A 20,103-nucleotide genomic window follows, 5' to 3' on the forward strand; every position below is an offset into this window, starting at 1 on the left:
AAGGAATGTTTAGATATTTAATTATATTTTTACTTGCTTTTAGTGCCTTAAAAGCGCAGAGTAGGGAGGAGGAACCGCAGTTTTATATTGCTATGAAATCTGCAAATCCCAATGTGTATGTAGTAGATTCTTTATATGAAATTTATAGAAATAAAACTTCTAACGAGTTTAGCCCAGAAGTGCTAAAAGCAATAAAAGCCGAAAAGCAAAAGCATAAAGAGCCTCGCTCCTCTTGGCTTTCAAACGCTAGAAAAGAAAGTGCTCCTATGAAAAAGGAATTTCGTAGCGAGTATGAGAAGGAATACCTCGAATGGAGAAAAGAAGTGCAGCCCTACATAAACGAAAAGGGCTTTGTAGAGTACCCTACTGAGCGCGAGATGAAAGCTAATTTTAGCACTCAGCCTAAGACTAAAAAGCGTACGAGAAGAAGTCTTTTTAGCCCCAGAAGCGCAAATGCCTCTTCCATCTATGATAGCGAGGAGGTGCCCTATCATGCTACTTTTGAGGGTTGGCATTACTACGGTCCTGTACAAATGCTTACTAATGATGGAAGACCGCATGTAACATCGCAAGCCAATGTGCGAGCTTTTGCCCAGTCAGCCTCAAACCCAAATTATGCCGTGTGCGCCGTGGAAAACGGAACTATCTATGTCTCTAAAAACAAAGGGGGGATGTGGCACTATGCTGCAAAGAATTATAATATAAAAGGAGTAACGGCATTGTCTTTTTCAGCCTCTAATGAAAATGTGATTTTTGCGGGTGTTTCTGCTGGTTGGGGTGTTGGTAGATTGTATGTTTCTAGAGATGGGGGCGTAACTTGGAAAGACATAACATCTAATTTTAATGAATTGCCTAAATATAGCAGCCCTGGAAATGCAATTTCTAAAATTATAAGCGTTTCGGTGGACGATAATCCTATGAATGATATTGTGTTGCTGGCAACCAATAGAGGCGTCTTGAGATTGAGACAAAGTTCTGTAGGAGGTGAGGTGTCTTATCGATTTGAGGTGTTGCTGGAAAAAGGAATTACAGATGTAGTGAGTCGCCCAAATCACAAAGGTGAATTTTATGCATTGGCTTTTAATGATGCCAAAAATCATCTATATTTCTATAAATCTACAGATGGGGGCTCCTCTTGGGAAATAAAAGGAACGGCTGGTAAAGGCTGGTTTGAACCTGAAAAAAGAATGCAAAAAAGTTTTGGGGGAAGGTTGGCAACTTCTTTAAGCAATGATAACATAGTATATGCCTATTTGATTGAAAATAGAGAGGCAGAAGATAATGGCTATCTTGGGGTGTATCGTAGCGATGACAGCGGCGAGAACTGGACTCTGCCTAATACGAATGGTCCTGGTAGAGGGGCGCAAGGATATAATAGTACTACTAATAGAAACTTAGCAACATTTCCTTTTCAGCCTTTGGGCGGTTATACACAAGGTTTTTACAATTGTGCCATCGTTGTGTCGCCTACCAATCCAAATCACATCGTGTTAGGCGGGCTGAACGCTTGGGAGTCAAGAAATGGAGGTAAGAGCTTCGGTGCTTTTGGGGGCTATCAAGGAGGAAAGCAGTTGCACCCCGATATGCAAACATTTTTTCAGCAAAAAAATGAAGATGGTACTGTAGATACATGGCTCACAACAGATGGAGGAATTAATTACTCTTCCGATTTTTTTGAGAGAGAAAACATCGTAAGAACCAATGGGCTTGGAGGAGATTATTGGGGATTTGATGTAGGAGAATATAACACCACCATGGGAGGAGGTATGTATCACAACGGAGACTCCTATCATGTGTCCTCTTATGGAGCAGGTATCTTTAAACACTTAGGAGGTGGCGAATCTTCTACAGGAACTGTACTTCCTCTAAATGACGAAAGACAAATGTATTTCGTGGACTTCGGAGGTGTAATTGTCTCTCCTAATTTAAATGAAGGATTTAAAACTACCACTCCTCTAAATCCACCACCACCAGAACCCTACGCAGGAGGAGATAACCAATATTATACACAAAGAGATTATATCGGGAACACCTATTATTATGTGCAATCTAAAGAGGAAAAAGCAAAAGGCGAAGCAAAATTATACTATTTCAGTAGTAAGGAAAATAAAAGTCTTCTGTTAGAAGAATTACAATTCAGCCCTAATGCCTCTGTACAGCAATATGTGGTATCCTTCTCCAACCCGCTATATCAATACCTTATGGTAGATAATCTAATCTACGCTTCTAATGATGGAGGGAAAAACTGGACGCCCAAAAATAAACCCTTCACAAGCGGAAACATCACATTTACAATATCCGATACAGACCCCAAAACCATCTATGTATTACAACGATATAATACAAAAGAAAACATCATAAAAGTAAGCAAAGATGGCGGAGAAAGCTATACAGATTTAGCCAATCCAGAAGTGGGCATTAATTATCGCCATATCTTAAATGTTAGAGGAACAGATATCATTTTCATATTTGGAAATAACAAATCTAAAGTATTTTACTACATAGACGGAAACTGGAAAGAATACAGCGAAGACCTCCCTTTTAATCTTTCTATTATAGAGCCTAAAATACAATACCGAACAGGAGAATTCTTTATGGCTACATCTGGCGCAGGAATTTGGACACGCAAACTCCCAGACGAAGTACTTGCCAAAATGAATATCCTAAAACTAAATATAGACGCTCCTGAAAAATTCAGTTACAACAAAGAATATATATTTAATGTTACCAACACCTCTCTCTACTACGGGAAAAACATCACCAATATAACTTGGGATTTCCCAGGAGCCACAGAAGTAACCGATGGAAACACCAACACCCCAAAAGTAAAATATAATAAATACGGAAGATTTGGAGTGCGTCTCACGCTACAAGATGATAAAGGTAATAGTTACACACATTATTTCCCAGATTATCTTACGGTATACCCATATTGTGCTTGTGATGTGCCAGATGCCATAAAAAATATCCTACCACATATCAAAGTATGGGCAGATGCCTCCAAAACCAATCTGTCCAAAAAAACACTTACCGATAGATTTACAGGTAAAGTTTATACTCTAGCAGGAGATGCCATCACACTAAAACAAGTAGGAGATAACAAAGTTTTAAACTTTGGAGAACAAAACAACTATATCGATTTAGGAAAAAACTATGAAGGGAAAACACTATTTATCATATCCAAACTAAATGAAACTACCACCAGCGGAATAAGCATGCTATTTGGGCATGATGGAGGAGCAGATTTTCATGGTGGCGGAAAAAAAGGGCCCATCTTTAGCCAATGGTATATGACAGATAAAAACAAATTTGATGAAAGCAACGGAGGAAGAACAATGATTAACAGCTACAACAGCAACTATTTCACTACTAATTTCTCTACCAATCAGCTCACGCTATATACTATGCGCACCGCCCAAGGAAAATCTCCAGCACGAGTTCGCTATATATCAAAAGACAGAGGATATGCAAACAGAACATGGCAAGGAGAAATAGCCGAAGCTATCATCATAGACAAAGACTTAACCGACCAAGAAATAAGAGAAATCAATCTCTATCTAATGGATAAATACGGAATAGCCCATAGCGAAGACACCTCTTCAGATGTGCCCAATCGTATCCCTGGACTGGTATCCAGAATTAATGCAGACAATGTAAACCTAGCAGAAGGCACTGTCTATGATGATGTCTCTATGAGTAGAGTTTCTATCGTAAATAAAGAGCAAGTAGAAGTAAAAACTTTACCAATAGCCACCAACGCCAAAGTATTTGATATGAAAGGCGGCTACCTTCAGCTAAGCAAAACCTACGAAGGCAAAACAATCTTTGTAGTCTCTAAGCTAAACCCTAACACAACTAGCAATTTTAGTATGCTATTAGGACATAGCAACACAGCAGATTTGCACAGTGGAGGCAGCAAAGGCAGTATTTTCAGTGGCTGGATATCAGACAGAGATAGGTTTAATTCCACAAACGGAGGGATAACTACAGTAAATACTCAACCTAAGGATTATTTTAATACTAACTTTATTACTGATAAATTGGCTCTCTATACCCTAAGAACTGCTAATGGAAAAGGGGGTGCAAGAATAGACCAAATATCTAAAGATCGAGGAAGAAATGATAGAATTTGGAAAGGCGAAATTGGAGAAGTCTTAATCTACGACCGCCAACTTACCGATGAGGAAATCCACCAAGTGAATCAGTATTTAATGCAGAAATTTGACATCAAGTAGAATTGTTTAAAAAAGTAAAGTCCGCTCAATCGAGCGGACTTTACTTTTATCTTTAGTCAAAAAAACACATCTTACAAAGTATCTTTGAGCCATTTAAAGAAAGTGCGTTGCCAGAACAATCCGTTTTGTGGCTGTGTTACCCAGTGGTTTTCATCTGGGAAGAACAATAATTCAGATTTAATGTTCATCAATCGAGCAGCCGTATAAGCCTGCAAACCTTGGCTAATCGGCACGCGGTAATCTTTATCATTGTGAATGATTAAAATCGGAGTGTCCCAATCTTTTACATGTTCAATCGGGTTGAAGGTAGTATAAGATTTGTGCCCTTCCCAGTACGGGCCGCCTACATCATGATTCACAAAGAAAAGCTCTTCGGTTTCGCCATACATACTGCGCAAATCAAACACACCACAATGTGCGATAAACGATTTAAAACGCTTTTTGTGAATACCTGCTAAATAATAAACAGAATATCCGCCGTAGCTTGCGCCCACAGCTCCCAATCGGTCATTGTCTACATAAGGCTCTTTGGCAAGCGCGTCGATGGCAGAAAGATAATCGCGCATAGCTTGTCCGCCCCAGTCGCCACTGATGTCTTCGTTCCATTTTACCCCAAAACCTGGAAGCCCTCGGCGGTTTGGAGCCACAACAATGTAGCCTTCTGCAGCCATTAGGGCAAAATTCCAACGGAAACTATAAAATTGATTTACAGGAGACTGAGGTCCGCCTTGGCAATAAAGTAAGGTTGGGTATTTTTTGTTTTTATCAAAATTCGGTGGAAAAATCACATTTACAAGCATTTCCTTGTTGTCCGTGGTTTTAATCCATCTTTGTTCCACTTTAGAAGGAGTAACTTGGCTATAAAAAGCATCGTTCACTTGTGTGAGCGGACTTAATTTTTTTGATTTTAAATCAAAGCTAAAGACTTCTGCCGCATGATTGATGTCGGTTTTTTCTACAATCAATTGGTTGCCCACTTCGCCCACAATGTGCGTGATGTTGTGCATTCCTTTTGAAAGCTGAGTCACTTTGGGTTTTTTATACAAATCGCTGATTTCAAAAACTTGCTCTTCGCCTGGCGTAGGTGCTACAAAGTAGATTTTATCGCCTTTTTTGTTCCAAATAAAGCTATTTACTGTGCCGTCCCAATCTTTAGTCAAGTTGATTTTTTTGCCTTTCGCCAAAATAAAAATATCGTTTTTGTCAGCTTCGTAGCCATCAGTTGCCATGCTTGTCCACGCCATCACGCCTTGCTCATTGAAAGCAGGTTGCGTGTCATAGCCCATCATACCTTTAGTTAAATTTTCTGTTTCTTGGCTTTTCAAATCATAGGCATATACATCGGTGTTGGTAGAAGTCATGTAAGCCTTTCCATATAATTTTTTGGACACATATACGGCTTTGCTTCCGTCTGTGTTCCAAGTAAACTCTACGATATTATAAGGCTCATCTTTGAGCATTTCTATCTCTTCGCCTGTTTTTAAATTTCGGATAAATAAATGTGTGAAATGCCCATTGTTCCAAGTGTCCCAGTGGCGATGTTGCAGGTCGCTGTACAAATATCCTGTGGATTTGCTTAAATCTGGATAAATGTCTTTGGCTTCAATTTTTTCGACTAAAACTTCTTTGGTGAAAAGTTCAAATTCGCCATTTGGCGAGATTTTTTTGTCAAAACTTTTCGCAAATTCTTTCGAAACCTTGTGCGATGTTTTATCCTTTAAATTAAGGCTAAAATATTCCGTTGGGATTTTGTTTTCTGCCATGTTTGGCGTACTCACTTGATAAATAAGGTTTTGATTGTCAGGTGTGAGGCTAATGCTTTTTACACGCCCCAGTTGCCAGAGTGTTTCTGGCGTAAGTTGTTGTTTTTGAGCCATGGTTAAAGAAAATAGGCTAAATAATGTGGTTACAAATATTCGTTTCATTAAAAAAATAGCTAAAAATTAAATTTTTTCGAGTCTAAAGTTTTCTCCAAGGTACACGCGGCGCACATCTGGATCATCGGCAAGCTCTTCGGGAGAGCCTTCTTTTAGGATACGCCCTTCAAACATGATGTAAGTCTTGTCGGTAATGGCGAGCGTTTGTTGCACATTGTGGTCGGTAATGAGGATTCCGATATCTTTCTTTACGAGCGAGCGAACGATTTTCTGAATGTCTTCTACCGCAATGGGGTCTACTCCCGCAAACGGCTCATCGAGCAAAATAAATTTTGGATTTACAGCCAAGGCACGCGCAATTTCGCAACGGCGACGCTCCCCTCCAGAAAGCAAATCTCCGCGGTTTTTGCGTACATGCTCCAGCCCAAACTCTTCGATGAGTTCGTCACATTTTTGTTTGCGCTCCTTGCTAGAAAGTCCGTTTACCATTTGCAAAACACCCATGATGTTGTCTTCCACCGTAAGTTTTCTAAAAACAGAAGCTTCCTGCGCCAAGTAGCCAATTCCCTTTTGCGCACGGCGGTACATGGCGTTTTTGGTAATATCATCTTTGTCTAGAAAAACCTTACCCTCGGTAGGTTTTATCAGCCCTACAATCATGTAGAAAGTAGTGGTCTTGCCAGCACCATTGGGACCCAGAAGTCCGATGATTTCGCCCTGTTTTACTTCAAGAGAAACATCTTTTACCACATTTTTCTTTCCGTAACTTTTGATTAAATGTTCGCCTCGTAAAATCATTTTTTGTCCAATAAATTATGCACAAAGATAACTAAATTTAAAATATACCCACTTTTTAAAAAGAAAAGAAGAAATTTACATTTAAGAATGATACAAATCATTAACTTTGTGCCTATGAAAAATAAAACATTTCTGTTATTAAGCCTTTTTTTATGGTTGATTTGGTCGTGCAACCCTTCCAAGCAAAAAGAAGAAATAGCCACAGAACCAGTTACTTCTACTAGCGATTATTTTCATAGCGACCAAGTTTTAATTTCTGCGCACCGAGGTGGTAGCGGATTGAAAAATTATCCCGAAAACTGCTTAGAAACCATGCAGTATTTAAGAGACTATGGCGTAAATCTTTTTGAAATAGATATCACAGAATCCTCAGACCATCAATTGCTTTTGATGCACGATGACCATTTTGAGCGCACCACCACAGGAACGGGCTCACTCGAGGGGAAAACAGCAGCAGAATTGCGCCAAGTGAATTTGGTAGACGATTTTGGCAATGCAACAACTTATAAAATGCCATTTTTAAAAGATGTGCTTGCTTGGGGGAAAAAGGAGCACGCTTATTTTATGATTGATTTTAAAAAAGGCGTTTCATACCAAAAAGTGATCAAGGAAATTCGTGATGCCGATATGCAAGACCAAGTGGCACTGATCTCATATAGCGTGGCACAAGCCGAAAAATTACACAAATTGGCTCCAGAAATGATGATTTCGGTTTCTGCGCGAAACCAGCAGGAGCTTGATTGGATTTTGGCGACCAACATTCCGCATGATAAAATGGTGGCTTTTACGGGAACCAAACTTTCATCTAAACAATTGTACAAAAATCTTGAAGAATTAGGAATTCCTGTGAATTTGGGAACTCTAGGAAACTTAGATAAAAGCGCCGAAGCCAAAGGCGATGATTTATACAAAAAATGGCACAAAGAGGGCGTGAATATCTTTTCAACCGATCGTCCGCTCGAGGTATATCGTGTCTTTCACTAAGCCGAAGAAAAACAATGAAAAATATAGATTTAAAAGATACCAGCGTTTCAGCAATTATCAAAGATTATTTGAGTCAAAAAGATTCGCTGAAATTTGCATATCATCGTTTTCCAAGTTTTGAAAACTATGTAGCCCAAGCCGAGGAAAAGGCTCAAAACTACACGCACCGCAAAGTGCTCTTTGCCGAACTCCAAAAGCAACACGAGGGGCTAAATTTAAGCCCAAAACAAAAAGAAAATTTAGCCCTTTTAGCCCAAGAAAATACACTTACGGTAACTACGGGGCACCAGCTAAACATAGCCACGGGACCGCTATACTTTTTATACAAAATCATGCATGTGGTTAAGCTGAGCGATGAGCTTAATCAAAAACAACAAAAATGGAATTTTGTGCCCATTTATTGGATGGCAACCGAAGACCACGATTGGGACGAAATAGACCATTTTAATCTCTATAACCAAAAATATACTTGCCACAAGGAGCAAGTGGGCGGAGCCGTTGGGCGATTGGATACCTCGGGAATGGAGGCGGTGATTTCAGCGTTAAAAGAAAAATTGCCCCCAAATCGATTTTCTGAAGAAGTGATTGCGATGTTGGAAAAAGCTTATGCCTCAGGGCGTACTCTGGCAGAGGCGACGCGCGTGCTTGTGCAGGAACTTTTGGGCGAATATGGGATTTTGATTCTAGATGCCGATTCGCATGAATTAAAAAAATTAATGATTCCGTATTTTGAGCAAGAATTGCTTGAAAATCCGAGCCAATCGCTGGTGCAGGCTACCAACGAAAAGTTGAGCGAGTATAAAAATCAAGCCTATGCACGAGAAATCAATCTGTTTTATTTAAGTGAAAATAAAAGAGAACGCATTGAGCGTGAGGGAGAAGAATTTGTTTTGGTGGATTCGCAACAGAAATTTAGCCAAGATGAATTTTCACAGATTCTGCACAAAACACCAGAAAAATTCAGTCCAAATGTGATTTTGCGCCCGATGTATCAAGAAGTGATTTTGCCGAATGTTGCCTACATTGGAGGTGGTGGAGAAATTGCGTATTGGCTACAATTAAAAGAGGTTTTTGCACACTATGGCGTGATTTTCCCGATGTTGGTTGTGAGAAATTCGGCATTGGTTTTGCCTGAAAATTTAGCCAGAAAAGCGGAGAATTTAGGATTAAACGAGCATAATATGTTTGAGCCGATGCACGAGTTTACAAGGCATTTGGTGGAAGAAAATTCAGATTTAATCGAGGAATTAGAAGCTTTAAAAAATGTGCTAAAATCGAATTTTGAAAAAGCCCATGCTTTGGCTCAAAAAACTGATGTAAGCTTTGCTCAAATGCTTAAAGCTCAGGAGGCTAGACAAATTAAAGGCTACAAAAAAATGCGTAAGCGTTTGCTCAAAGCCGAAAGAATTAAAATGAATGATAAGGTGCAACGCATCGAGCAATTGTTCAATTTTATGTTCCCCAATGGAACTTGGCAAGAGCGTCGCATCAATTTTATTCAATTTTATGTGGAGCAGGGGCAGGAGTTTATCCAAGAAATTTACAAAGGATTGCTCCAGCTGGAGAATAAATTTATAATATTAAACATCAAAGGCATACAACAAAAATAAAAGTTGTACTTTTGCTTAAAAGTTATAGAAATATGAAGAAATTCTTTGTCAGTCTGTCGTTAGCATTTATGTCTTTGGCATTTGCCCAAGAAATGAAACACAGCGTGCAACCCAAAGAAACCATTTATGGAATTAGTAAAAAATATGGAGTTACACAGCAGCAATTGAAGAATGCCAATCCTTTTCTAAACAGTAGAGGTTTGCAAGTGGGCGATGTGCTAGTAATTCCTTCTAAAAATAATGCCAAAACGGATGTTTTAGAAGTGCAAGAGACAGTGCTTGTACAAGATTCAGAGGACGAAAACTTTTACTACATAGTCATAAAACCCAAGGAAAGTGTCTATCGTTTGGCTAAAAAATATAAAGTTTCGCAAGAAACCATTAATAGCTTAAACCCTTTTATTAAAGAAAGAGGACTGCAAGTGGGCGATGTGGTGAGAGTGCCTAAAAAAGATTCGCCGAGTGTTACTAGCTCAAAACCTACGGTGGAGGGGCTCTATCATGTAAAAGCGGGAGACACCGTGTATAGCATTGCGCAAGCCAATGGCGTGAGCGAGGCAGATATTTATGCGGCTAATAAAAAAGTGCAAGTAGAAGGTTTGCGAGCAGGGAGCTATATAAGGATTCCAGATACTCACACAGCAAATAAAGTGACCATTGAAAAGAATTGGTTTAAATACAAAGTAGGCAAGAACGAAACAGTATTTTCTATTTTAGCTAAATACGATATTACGCTAGAAGAGCTATTGGAAAACAATCCAGATTTAAAAGATTTGCAGCCAGGAATGGTGATTTTGGTACCAGTGCAGAAAGGTGCAAATATCAAAACTTATGCAGAGGTGAGCAATCAAAAAGAAAGCGTGAAATCTGTGCAAGCGGAAAAAGATGGAGAGATTAATTTGGCTCTGATGTTGCCATTTTACCTAAATGCTCCTGAACATTATACAGGAGAGCGTAAAGTGGCTCAGGATTTTTACAAAGGAGCAAGAGTAGCGTTAGATGAATTGATTAAAAGTGGGAAAAAAATCAATATTAAAATAGTAGATGCTCAGAACGATCCCGCGATTTTAAGTTCATTTTACAATTCGCCAGAGATAGATAAGTATGACGCCATTATAGGACCTTTTTATCAAGACATGTTGGAGTTTACAGCTCAGCGATTAGAGAAAAAAGGAATTCCTGTTTTTTCGCCAGTAGTGAGTTCAGATAGGTTAAGTGCCTATAGCAATATGTATATGGCAACTCCGAGAGATGAGCACGCTGCAGATATATTGGTGGCAGAAATAGTGAAGAAATACCGAGGAGAGAAAATCAAGATTTTAACCACAAAAGAAGAACAAAAAATAGCCGATTATCTAAGTGCAGAACTAGCCGATAATTTAAAGAAAGCAAATATAGAAATTGTTTACAGTCCAGATAATTTGGCACTAGTAGAAGAAAAGAAAAGTGTGCAATCAAATAATGGAGGAGTGGCAGAAGTGATTAAATTTCAGCCAGAAATTGCCATATTGGCATCAGAAAATAATTGGCTAGGAAATCAGTTTGTGAAAACAATCACGAGCCAATCGCCAGAAGACATCACAGGATTTAGTTTATATTTTGTAACAGCTTTAGATGTTTTTGATGCTAGCAATGCCAGAAATGTAGAAGCACTTAAGAAAATAGGATTCACTTACACTTCATCTCGCATGATTAATAGTTATGGAGCTAATGAAAAAAGAATATTGCAAGCTTTTGAAGATAAATATTGCGAGAAACCTACCAAATACATGGCGATAGGATATGATGTGGTGTATGATGTGGTAGACCGTATGGATAAAAACGGAAAAATAACCGATGCTAAGCGATCAGAAACTAGATTGTCGTCCAAATTTGGTTATGATAAAGCAGAAAACGGAAAAGCCAAAATCAACAAAGAGATTAGGGTAATCCGATTGAATTAAGAATGGCTCAGGAAATGTAAATAAAAGGCGACTAATAAGTTAGTCGCTTTTTTTTATAAAAAAAAATATAACTTGTTGTGAAAAATACGTTATCTTTGTTGCAGATTTTAAATTAATTATATATGAAGAAAAATTTATTATTGTTACTAATGATGCTTGTTTTGTCTGTCAATGCGCAGTCAGAATATAGTACATGTGGTCCGAATTTGGTTTCTAATGGAACATTTAGTGGAGCCACTAATAATGAAACAAGTGTCCCGGATTGGGTGTTTACCCCTCCAGGGAATAAACATGGATGGAAGAAAGCTAAAACGCTAATCTATGGAGATTATATTATAATCAATCGTATAGGTAAGTATACAGCTTCTCCTGTAAAAATGGAATTAAAGGAGAAAGGAGCGAAGCTTATAAAGTTTAGATTCAATACTTCGGGGACAGGACCTTTTAATTATACGGTAAGTATAGGAGATCAAAAATTAGTAACTTTTAAAGAAAATGGAGGATGGGCACAAGCTTACATGACCGTGGAGCCTGGAGTGGAGGCAACACTTAATAGAGAGTATCTTTCAGAGAAGAGATTTGATATTAACAATGTGAATGGTTCTACAGTAACCCCACCACAGCAGGTTTCTAATAATATTTGGCACGAAGTAATGTTGTATTTACCTAACTATCAAGGTGGGGAAAAAGACTTAAAATTTACTTATGAAAGATCTTCTGGAATACTTCGCCAAGTTATGTTAGATGATGTGGAGGTGTATGAAGCTATTCCAAAACCAGAGATAAATAAAAAAGAATATACCGTAGGAGAGAATAATAAGTTCGATTTAGGATCGATAGATATTACCAATAAAGCTAACTACGAAGTTAAATGGTATACCTCTAACGGAGTGCTGGTAAATAGTATCAATGAAGCATCTGCAGGATCTTATTATGCGGTGTTTGCTTCTAATGGGTGCGAAGGTCCTAAAACCTATATCAATGTCTATGGAAAAGGATGTGGTGCAAATATTATTAAGAATGGAAATTTTGAAAATCCAGTGTTGAGTAATAATCGAAATGGAGGGAATTCAAAAATGAATGTGGCACAGAAAGTTATTTCAATTCCTAATTGGAGTTTTACACCTGGAGAGTATACAGCTATTTCTGTAGGTAACTACTATGGAGCTAGTTCTGTTTTAGGATTAGATTCAGGAAATAACACTCTAGCAAAACTTTCTCAAGAAATCGATATTTGTAGTGGTGTGAAGTATAGACTTTCATTTGATTTTGCGATGTCAATTTTTTCATGGGTTGGACAGAATAGAAATGTAATTTTTAAAGTAGGAGGAGTACAAATATTTAAAATTGGTATAAAAAATAGAGGATGGGATCCAGATGAGGTAGCTGTACATACTGTAAACTATAAAGTAGCCTCTAATTTTGAAATAGATAATAAGCCATACACGCCATCTACTAATGATTTACCTAATGCTCTTGCTGGAGACTATAGTAGATCTAGTGTTCTCCAAAAAGAAAAATTTTATCATTTGGAAGTAGACCTTAACATGGACGAGGTTAAAGATAGAAAAATTGAGATAGAGGTAAATCAAGGTGCCATTCCGTATTTTGGTAATTTTGGTTTGGTATCAAAAGGTATAAATCCTTTGAAAACAGAATTGACTACAAAAAGTTCATCTGTAGATTGTGTTACAGGAGTATATGACTTAAATGATGCTACGCCTCAAGCGAAAGATGGTTTAAGATACATATGGTATTATGATCAAGAAATGAAGAATGCTATTCCTCAGGGAGAGAATGGGAAGATAGAAGTAGGGCCAGGTACTTATTATATGCAAACCATATCAGATTGTTCTGGTTGTAAATCAGAAACAGCAACAGCGTTTACAGTAAATTCTGGTAATTGTTCAAAAGTAACAGGTACTGTGTATAATGATTACGATGGAAATTCTAATGGTATAAATTCAGGAAAGCCTTTTAGTGGAGGTTTGTATGCCGTACTATTAGATAATGCGGGACGAGTTGTGAATTCTCAAAAGGTAACACCAGATGGTAGCGAGAAAGGTCCTGGTACTTATTCTATTTTTGCTACTCCTGCTAATGGCTATTATGTAGTGTTATCAGATAAAAAACCAGAGATAGGAACTCCTGCTTCTGATTTGACAATAGGACAGATTTACGCATATACTGGAGAAACAGTGAATGGTGGAAATATCAATACAAAAGTAGGTACAGAATCATCTAAATTTAATCTTTCTTCAAATGGTACTGCCGTGGTGAACTTTGGTATAGGAGTGAGACCTATAGCTGGAGATGTTGGGCAAAGATTTTGTCATTCAGATGATAATGTAGATTATGTAGTTCCTGATTTAGTAGGTGTTAGTGGGGATGAAAACTTTAACGAAGGTAAAGGACAAACGGTAATTATATCATCTGTGGAAACTACACCTGGAGGTGAGCTTTTGTATAATGGGGAGAAAATAGATTCTCAAAAAGAGATTCAAAATTATGAGCCAAGTAAGTTAAAATATAAGATTACAGATACCTCAAAAGAATATAACCTTGAGTTTAAGTATAAATGGAGAGATAAATCTGGCTTAGAAAGCCCTGAGGCAGGAACAGCCACTATTACCGTAGCAGCTAAACTTGATGGAGAGATAAGTGCAGAACATACAATCATCAAGGATTGTTCAAATCAAAAAGTGAAGATTACTTTAACTGGTAAAAATGGAGCATCTCCATACACATTTACTTATTCAATAAATGGCGAACGAAAAACTGCAAAAACAAATAGCGGAGAGGATTCTGTTACAATAGAAGAAAATGCAACTACAGGTACTTATGCCTTTAAGCTTATTGATGTACAAGATTACATGAAATGTCAAGCAGAAGTAAGTGGAAAAGACACCAATGTGTTTGTAAATTGTGGAGGCGGTAAAGTAAAATGTTTTAAATCTCCAGCGAGTGGTGAAGGAGTAAACCCTACTTTAGTTTTAATTTCCACTTTGCAGACAAATAATGATTGGGTAAATAAATCGAAAAATGGATTTATAAAAATGGAATCTAAAAATAAGGGATTTGTGATTACTAGACTTACAAATGAACAAATAAAATCTGTGAAAAATCCATTAGAGGGAATGCTAGTGTGGAGTACAACAGATAACTGTTTAAAAATGTATACAGATAACGAATGGAGTTGTTTGTCACAAGGTTGTAACGAATAAAAAATAAAGAAAAATGAAAAAAAGAAATATAATCATTACATTACTGTTTTTAGGGGTAGGTTTAAATGCTCAAGTGGCAATAGAGAAGACTACTTTTAAAAGTGAAGGATCAATACTTGAATTTAATGATCAAAGAGATAGTGGAGGCGTAGCCAAAGGAATTATATTACCTATTGTTGCAGAACCAGATGCACAAAGTGTTGCAGGAACTATCGTTTACAATGATAAAAAGGTTAAGTATAAAAGTAACGATTCTTGGGTAGATATGACGGATAGTAATTCAGGAGAAGTTGTTATTCCTACCGAAGAAGAAAAAGGAGAAGGTGCAATAATTTCGGATTCAGCACCTTTAAACACAAGTGTGCCTGCGGTATTAAAGCTTGAATCTGATAATAAAGCACTTTTATTACCTCAAGTAAATGATGTTACTGTAGATATTAACAATCCAGAAGCAGGAACGATAGCTTATGACAAGAAAAGCAAATCACTAGCTATATTCAATGGAGAATATTGGTTCTTTTGGAATAAGAAACAATAATAAAAAGTAACCAAAACAAAAAAGTCCGTTTCAATCTTGAAACGGACTTTTTTTAGCTATAAGAAATACGATTATTTAGCATTTTTTCGTTTAGGGTAGAATTTAATCCCAGCACCAATGTAGTTATTGGTAAACTTATTGGTGTAAGTTTTTGAGTCATTATCAAATTTTATTTCCGCTTTATATGGCGTGACTAAACCTAATCCTCCTTCAACATTTAAGGCAAATAATCCCACATTGGTAGGAATGCTGTATCCCACATTTAGCATAAAAGAAGAAGAGAAATTTGCGCCCTTACTAATTCCATGTAATTTTCCTTTTTTACCATTTGGTAGCGTGAAGCTCTCATCGTATTCTCCATTTTCACCAGTTGTTCCAATAATATTATTGAACCCTGCCCCTACGACTAAGTAATTTTTTTCAACAGGAAAATATCTTTCAATAGAAATTGGAATTGCATATTTATCAAACTTTCTTTTTGCTTCGTATTTATTATTTTCTTTGTCATTAGAAATATATAAATACAATCCAGTTTTTATATTGTAATTATTAAACTGATAAGCATTCCAATCAATTCCCACATTAATGGTTTGCGTATTTTTTAATTTTAAAAATTGGTCCGTTTCGTTTGATGCGAAATAGTTACTTGTTCCTACGCCCAATCCTACTTTCCAGTAATCGTTAAAAGGCGTTTGTTGTTGTGCTTGGCTTAGTGCTCCTGCGCATAATAATACCAAAAATGATAATTTTTTCATGTTTTAGTGATATTGTTTATGCTGTAAATATATTGATAAAAAATCGTTTAATTCGTAATTCGTTCTCACTTTTTTAAGAGATTAAATAAATCTATAATTAAAAATAAATTTCACGAGCATTAAAAAATCTTATCTTTGCGATATGATTCAGATTGACTATACCGTAATCAGTACCGATGTACTAAGAAAAGAATTTGTTTGTAATCTAAAAGCTTGTAAGGGAATCTGTTGTGTGGAGGGCGATAGCGGAGCTCCGCTGGAAGAGGAGGAGTTGCCTATTTTAGATGAAATCTACGAAAAAGTAAAACCTTACATGAGAGCCGAGGGTATTCAAGCCACTGAGGAACAAGGCAAGTATGTCAAAGATTTTGAAGATGATTGGGTAACCCCACTTGTAAACAATGCCGAGTGTGCCTATGTGATTTTTGAAAATGGAGGCACGCGTTGTGCCATAGAAAAAGCACATTCCGAGGGAGCTATTGATTACAAAAAACCGATTTCGTGCCATTTATACCCCATTCGTGTCAATAAATACAAAAGCTTTAGTGCCGTGAACTATCATGCTTGGGACATTTGTAAAGATGCCTGCGTATTGGGCAAGGAATTAGGCGTTACGGTTGCCGAATTTGCTAAAGAAGCCTTAATCAGAAAATTTGGCGAAGCTTGGTACGAGCAGCTTATGATTGCACAAAAAGAATTACAAAACAATAAATTATTTTAATCCTATGGTAACAAATTCACCTTTAGCTAGAAAATCTACCGAAGCCATCGAGCGTTTATACATCACCATGCGCCATTTGTTTTATCGAGGCTCGTTCAGAGTGAGTGGCAATTCTGGAAACGCCTTGCGCGATTTGTTACTCCGATTAAATCCCGAAATTTATGGCTCTATTTCGGATCCCAACAAAGTAGAACTCGACGGGCTGAATTATGTGCTCGATCGCTTGCCACAAGGCATCGAGGAGTGTGCATACATCAACCTCACTGCGGCAGAGGGATATAACGATGCCACTTTTGAGGTAATTGTCCCAGCCAAGCGTCGTCGCAATTGCTACCGAATCGATGAGGAGCAAATGAATATTGAGGTTTCTCGCGGACGAAGCGAGATTTATGATGTGCTCACGCACCTCACTTTCTTTTATCACGAGGCGGATAAAATCAGAGATAAAGCCATAGGCACAAATCTTAAAAAGCCTAATCGTCTGTGGCAGAAGTTGGAGGAATTTATCTTTAGCCAAGAGCCCGTGACCGATAAAGCACGAGCTGTGGCTTTGATGCATCTTTCCGATATTTTGGGGCGCACCTACGAGGAAGTATACCGAGCGCATGAATCTTTCTCTACGCCCAATAAGCCAGACAGATTGTTCCATGTGGTGTATTGGATGGGGAGATTAAGTCAATTAGATGCTTTGGGCGAAATTCACCGAGAAATCGCATTTACAGCCACTTTGATTTCTCAAATTGGTCATCATGCAACGGGCGAAAAGTGGGCAAACCAGATTAAAAAAGTATTATACGACAATAATTTAATTCACCGGCCACTGCATATCATCAGCTCCAATATGCACAGTGTGATGAATATGCTTTTTGCGCATCATGCTTTGGGCGAAACTTATGTAGAAGAAGAAAAATTCAGCGTGTACGAAAAACTTTCGAGCAAGCATCACAAAGCCTTGCGTGAAAAAGTAAACGAATATGCCACCAAAGCAGGAATGTTAAAAATCGAAGACACTTCGGGTGCAAATATCAATGTTCAAATCATTGATTTACAGAATTTGAATTTAAAAGAAACCGCTTTTTCTGAATTTAAATCAAAAGACGCCGTGCTACTTGTCATGGATTATGCCTTTGGGGAGCAAGCCTTTGAAGTAATGGACGAGTTGCTGAAACCTTACAAAGCACACGAAACTCGCACGCACATGAAGGTGGAAAGTATTTCAATCATGGGAAAAGCTGGAATTCTAGAAGGGCAGAAAGGGGATATCATTGTGCCGACTTCGCATGTATTTGAGGGGACAGCCGATAATTATCCTTTCCATAATGAATTAACTTTCTCAGACTTCTGTAACGAAGAGCTGGGCGTGTACCAAGGAATGATGATCACTGTGCTTGGTACATCTCTGCAAAACAAGGATTTGCTACATTTCTTCCGAGACACCTCTTGGGGTTGCGTAGGGCTTGAGATGGAAGGGGCACATTACCACAAAGCCATTCAAATTGCGAGCAAAATTCGTGGGCACATTCAGCCAGATATCAAGGTGCGTTATGCTTATTATGCGTCGGATAATCCGCTGGAAACAGGAAGTACTTTGGCTTCGGGTGGGCTAGGGCTCACAGGCGTGCGACCTACTTATTTGATTACCAAAAAAATCATCGAGCAGATTTTAAAAGATTAAACCTTTAGCCATGAAAAGAATTTACTATCTCAGTACTTGCGACACTTGCAAAAAAATATTGCAAAGTATCGACACACAAGGATTTGAATTGGTGGATATTAAGCAAAATCCACTAAGCGAAAAGCAACTCAATGAATTGTATGCGATGACGGGGAGCTATGAAAAATTGTTTTCCAAACGCGCTAGATTATATAAAAGTTTAGGGCTAAAAGATAAAAATCTATCAGAAGCCGATTTTAAAAAATATTTGCTAGAAGATTACACCTTTTTGCAGCGTCCCGTGCTTGTAGATGGCGACTACATTTCGGTGGGGAGCAGCCCTAAAACCAAAAAGGAATTACAAGAAAAATATCCGATTTAGGAAATGAAATAAAAACCTTCAAAAAATATATTTTTTGAAGGTTTTTTTAGTTTTAACCTAAATTTGCTTGATTAAGTTTTTTAATGCTTTTTCTTTTTAATTTGTTAAAATAATTAATTTGTATATTTTTTAGTCTTAAAAAAGATTAAAAAATGAAATTTTATGTTTTCAAAATTGAATTATTTGTATTTTTGAAACGATTAAAATTAAATTATTATGAAAAAAGTATTAAATGTATTAGGCATAGCACTTTTGCTATTAGGTATGTCGTTTTCACAATACGACAAAAAAATTGTTGTAATCGATGCAGGTCATGGCGGAAATGACCACGGCGTGGTGGTTGATAGTAATGCCGAGAAAGCGATCAGCTTAGCCATTGCCAAGAAAGTGCAGAATTTATTTAAAGATTCTGAGGTAGAGATTGTTTTATTAAGAGATGAAGACAAATTTGTTCCGCTTACAGATCGTGTGGCAAAAATCCAGAAATTAAACCCAGATTATGTGATTTCGTTGCATATGGATAGTGCTAAAGATACCAATCGCAATGGTAGCACCATCTACACAAGCAAAAAAGGTAAAAAGCACGAAGCATCTCAAGCCCTTGCGCAAAAATTTAAAAACACAGATTATTTTAAAGATGCTCAGTTAGGAAATGCTAATTTTATACTTTTAAGACAAGTTGATTGCCCTTCGGTAATTGTAGAATTGGGCTTTTTGACCAACGAGGCAGATCGAGCAAATTTAAGCTCAGAAAACGGACAAGCAGCAATCGCAGAAGCCATAGCATCCGTTATTAAATCATAGAAAAAATAAGAAATCTAAAAAATGAAAGGCAAGAAACAAATTCGGTTTTTTGCCTTTTTTATGTTATAAATCTTTAGCCATTACCACATGATTGCCTACGCCTTCAATCATAAAAAAATCGCCGTGTGTGTGGTAGCCTAATTTAGTATAAAAAGGAACAGCAATTTCACGCGCATTGCACCAAATGGATTTAATATCATTGGCAAAAACGATTTTTTCGGCTTTTTCCATGAGTAAACGCCCAAGCCCCTGTTGCTGAAACTTTTCGTGTGTTGCCATACCGCGCAATTGGTAAGCAGGCGTTCCGTTAAATTCAGAGAGCATAAAACTTCCCACGCAGGCAAGAGTGTCATCTACAAAAACGCCCAAATGAAATGTGCCTGCCGCCAAATCTCCGTCAAAATGCACGGATTCTATGGGCAAGCCAGGGCGTAAAATCTCGTTTCGCAAGAGATAGGTGGTTTTGGCTGGGATAAAAAGTACTTTTCTCATCTCACAAAAATAGATTTATCTTTCAAAAAATTAAAATTATAACCCAAAAATCGCCGAAAATGCAAATCAAAGTGTTATTTTTGCAC

14 protein-coding genes are annotated in these 20,103 nt (G+C 37.6%); 10 read left to right on the forward strand and 4 right to left on the reverse strand.

Features of this window, described 5'->3' with window-relative positions; all coding sequences use genetic code 11:
- Window positions 1-5: 5 nt before the first annotated feature.
- Complete coding sequence (locus ORNRH_RS08755) at window positions 6-4,235, forward strand: PKD domain-containing protein (RefSeq protein WP_014791493.1); 4,230 nt, start codon at window positions 6-8, stop codon at window positions 4,233-4,235.
- Window positions 4,236-4,306: 71 nt separating this feature from the next.
- Here ORNRH_RS08755 and ORNRH_RS08760 read toward each other — a convergent pair whose 3' ends face one another.
- Together ORNRH_RS08760 and lptB are read right to left on the reverse strand one after the other, a co-directional pair.
- Window positions 4,307-6,160: a S9 family peptidase gene (locus ORNRH_RS08760; RefSeq protein ID WP_014791494.1), complete on the reverse strand. Its 1,854-nt coding sequence runs from the start codon at window positions 6,158-6,160 to the stop codon at window positions 4,307-4,309.
- Between the two features lie 18 nt (window positions 6,161-6,178).
- Window positions 6,179-6,910, reverse strand: a complete 732-nt coding sequence (lptB, locus tag ORNRH_RS08765) for an LPS export ABC transporter ATP-binding protein (RefSeq protein ID WP_014791495.1) — start codon at window positions 6,908-6,910, stop codon at window positions 6,179-6,181.
- Window positions 6,911-6,997: 87 nt separating this feature from the next.
- Here lptB and ORNRH_RS08770 point away from each other — a divergent pair, with 87 nt between their 5' ends.
- The 5 genes from ORNRH_RS08770 to ORNRH_RS08790 all read left to right on the forward strand — a co-directional run bounded on the left by ORNRH_RS08770 (window position 6,998) and on the right by ORNRH_RS08790 (window position 15,209).
- Window positions 6,998-7,894, forward strand: a complete 897-nt coding sequence (locus ORNRH_RS08770) for a glycerophosphodiester phosphodiesterase family protein (RefSeq protein ID WP_014791496.1) — start codon at window positions 6,998-7,000, stop codon at window positions 7,892-7,894.
- Window positions 7,895-7,908: 14 nt separating this feature from the next.
- Window positions 7,909-9,504: a bacillithiol biosynthesis cysteine-adding enzyme BshC gene (gene bshC, locus ORNRH_RS08775; protein WP_014791497.1), complete on the forward strand. Its 1,596-nt coding sequence runs from the start codon at window positions 7,909-7,911 to the stop codon at window positions 9,502-9,504.
- A gap of 32 nt (window positions 9,505-9,536) precedes the next feature.
- The gene (locus ORNRH_RS08780; protein ID WP_014791498.1) at window positions 9,537-11,447 is read left to right on the forward strand and encodes a LysM peptidoglycan-binding domain-containing protein; all 1,911 of its coding nucleotides are present in this window, start codon (window positions 9,537-9,539) and stop codon (window positions 11,445-11,447) included.
- A gap of 122 nt (window positions 11,448-11,569) precedes the next feature.
- A complete protein-coding gene (locus ORNRH_RS08785) occupies window positions 11,570-14,671 on the forward strand; it encodes a carbohydrate binding domain-containing protein (protein WP_014791499.1) in 3,102 nt (1,033 codons plus the stop codon).
- Between the two features lie 13 nt (window positions 14,672-14,684).
- Complete coding sequence (locus ORNRH_RS08790; RefSeq protein ID WP_014791500.1) at window positions 14,685-15,209, forward strand: hypothetical protein; 525 nt, start codon at window positions 14,685-14,687, stop codon at window positions 15,207-15,209.
- Between the two features lie 71 nt (window positions 15,210-15,280).
- On the opposite strand, the gene ORNRH_RS08795 is transcribed toward ORNRH_RS08790, so the two are convergent.
- The gene (locus ORNRH_RS08795) at window positions 15,281-15,964 is read right to left on the reverse strand and encodes an outer membrane beta-barrel protein (protein WP_014791501.1); all 684 of its coding nucleotides are present in this window, start codon (window positions 15,962-15,964) and stop codon (window positions 15,281-15,283) included.
- A 142-nt stretch (window positions 15,965-16,106) separates the two neighbouring features.
- Here ORNRH_RS08795 and ORNRH_RS08800 point away from each other — a divergent pair, with 142 nt between their 5' ends.
- From ORNRH_RS08800 to ORNRH_RS08815, 4 genes are all read left to right on the forward strand, one after another.
- Window positions 16,107-16,685: a DUF3109 family protein gene (locus ORNRH_RS08800; RefSeq protein WP_014791502.1), complete on the forward strand. Its 579-nt coding sequence runs from the start codon at window positions 16,107-16,109 to the stop codon at window positions 16,683-16,685.
- Window positions 16,686-16,689: 4 nt separating this feature from the next.
- Complete coding sequence (locus ORNRH_RS08805; RefSeq protein ID WP_014791503.1) at window positions 16,690-18,360, forward strand: DUF6909 family protein; 1,671 nt, start codon at window positions 16,690-16,692, stop codon at window positions 18,358-18,360.
- 10 nt (window positions 18,361-18,370) lie between these two features.
- Window positions 18,371-18,721 carry an arsenate reductase family protein gene (locus tag ORNRH_RS08810; RefSeq protein ID WP_014791504.1) on the forward strand — a complete coding sequence of 117 codons (351 nt, stop codon included), beginning with the start codon at window positions 18,371-18,373 and terminating at the stop codon, window positions 18,719-18,721.
- 216 nt (window positions 18,722-18,937) lie between these two features.
- A complete protein-coding gene (locus tag ORNRH_RS08815; RefSeq protein WP_014791505.1) occupies window positions 18,938-19,525 on the forward strand; it encodes an N-acetylmuramoyl-L-alanine amidase family protein in 588 nt (195 codons plus the stop codon).
- 63 nt (window positions 19,526-19,588) lie between these two features.
- Here the strand turns inward: ORNRH_RS08815 and ORNRH_RS08820 are convergent, their stop codons facing one another.
- A complete protein-coding gene (locus ORNRH_RS08820) occupies window positions 19,589-20,017 on the reverse strand; it encodes a GNAT family N-acetyltransferase (protein ID WP_014791506.1) in 429 nt (142 codons plus the stop codon).
- Window positions 20,018-20,103: the final 86 nt, after the last annotated feature.

The sequence above is a fragment of the Ornithobacterium rhinotracheale DSM 15997 genome (assembly GCF_000265465.1).
Taxonomy (GTDB): Bacteria; Bacteroidota; Bacteroidia; order Flavobacteriales; family Weeksellaceae; genus Ornithobacterium; species Ornithobacterium rhinotracheale.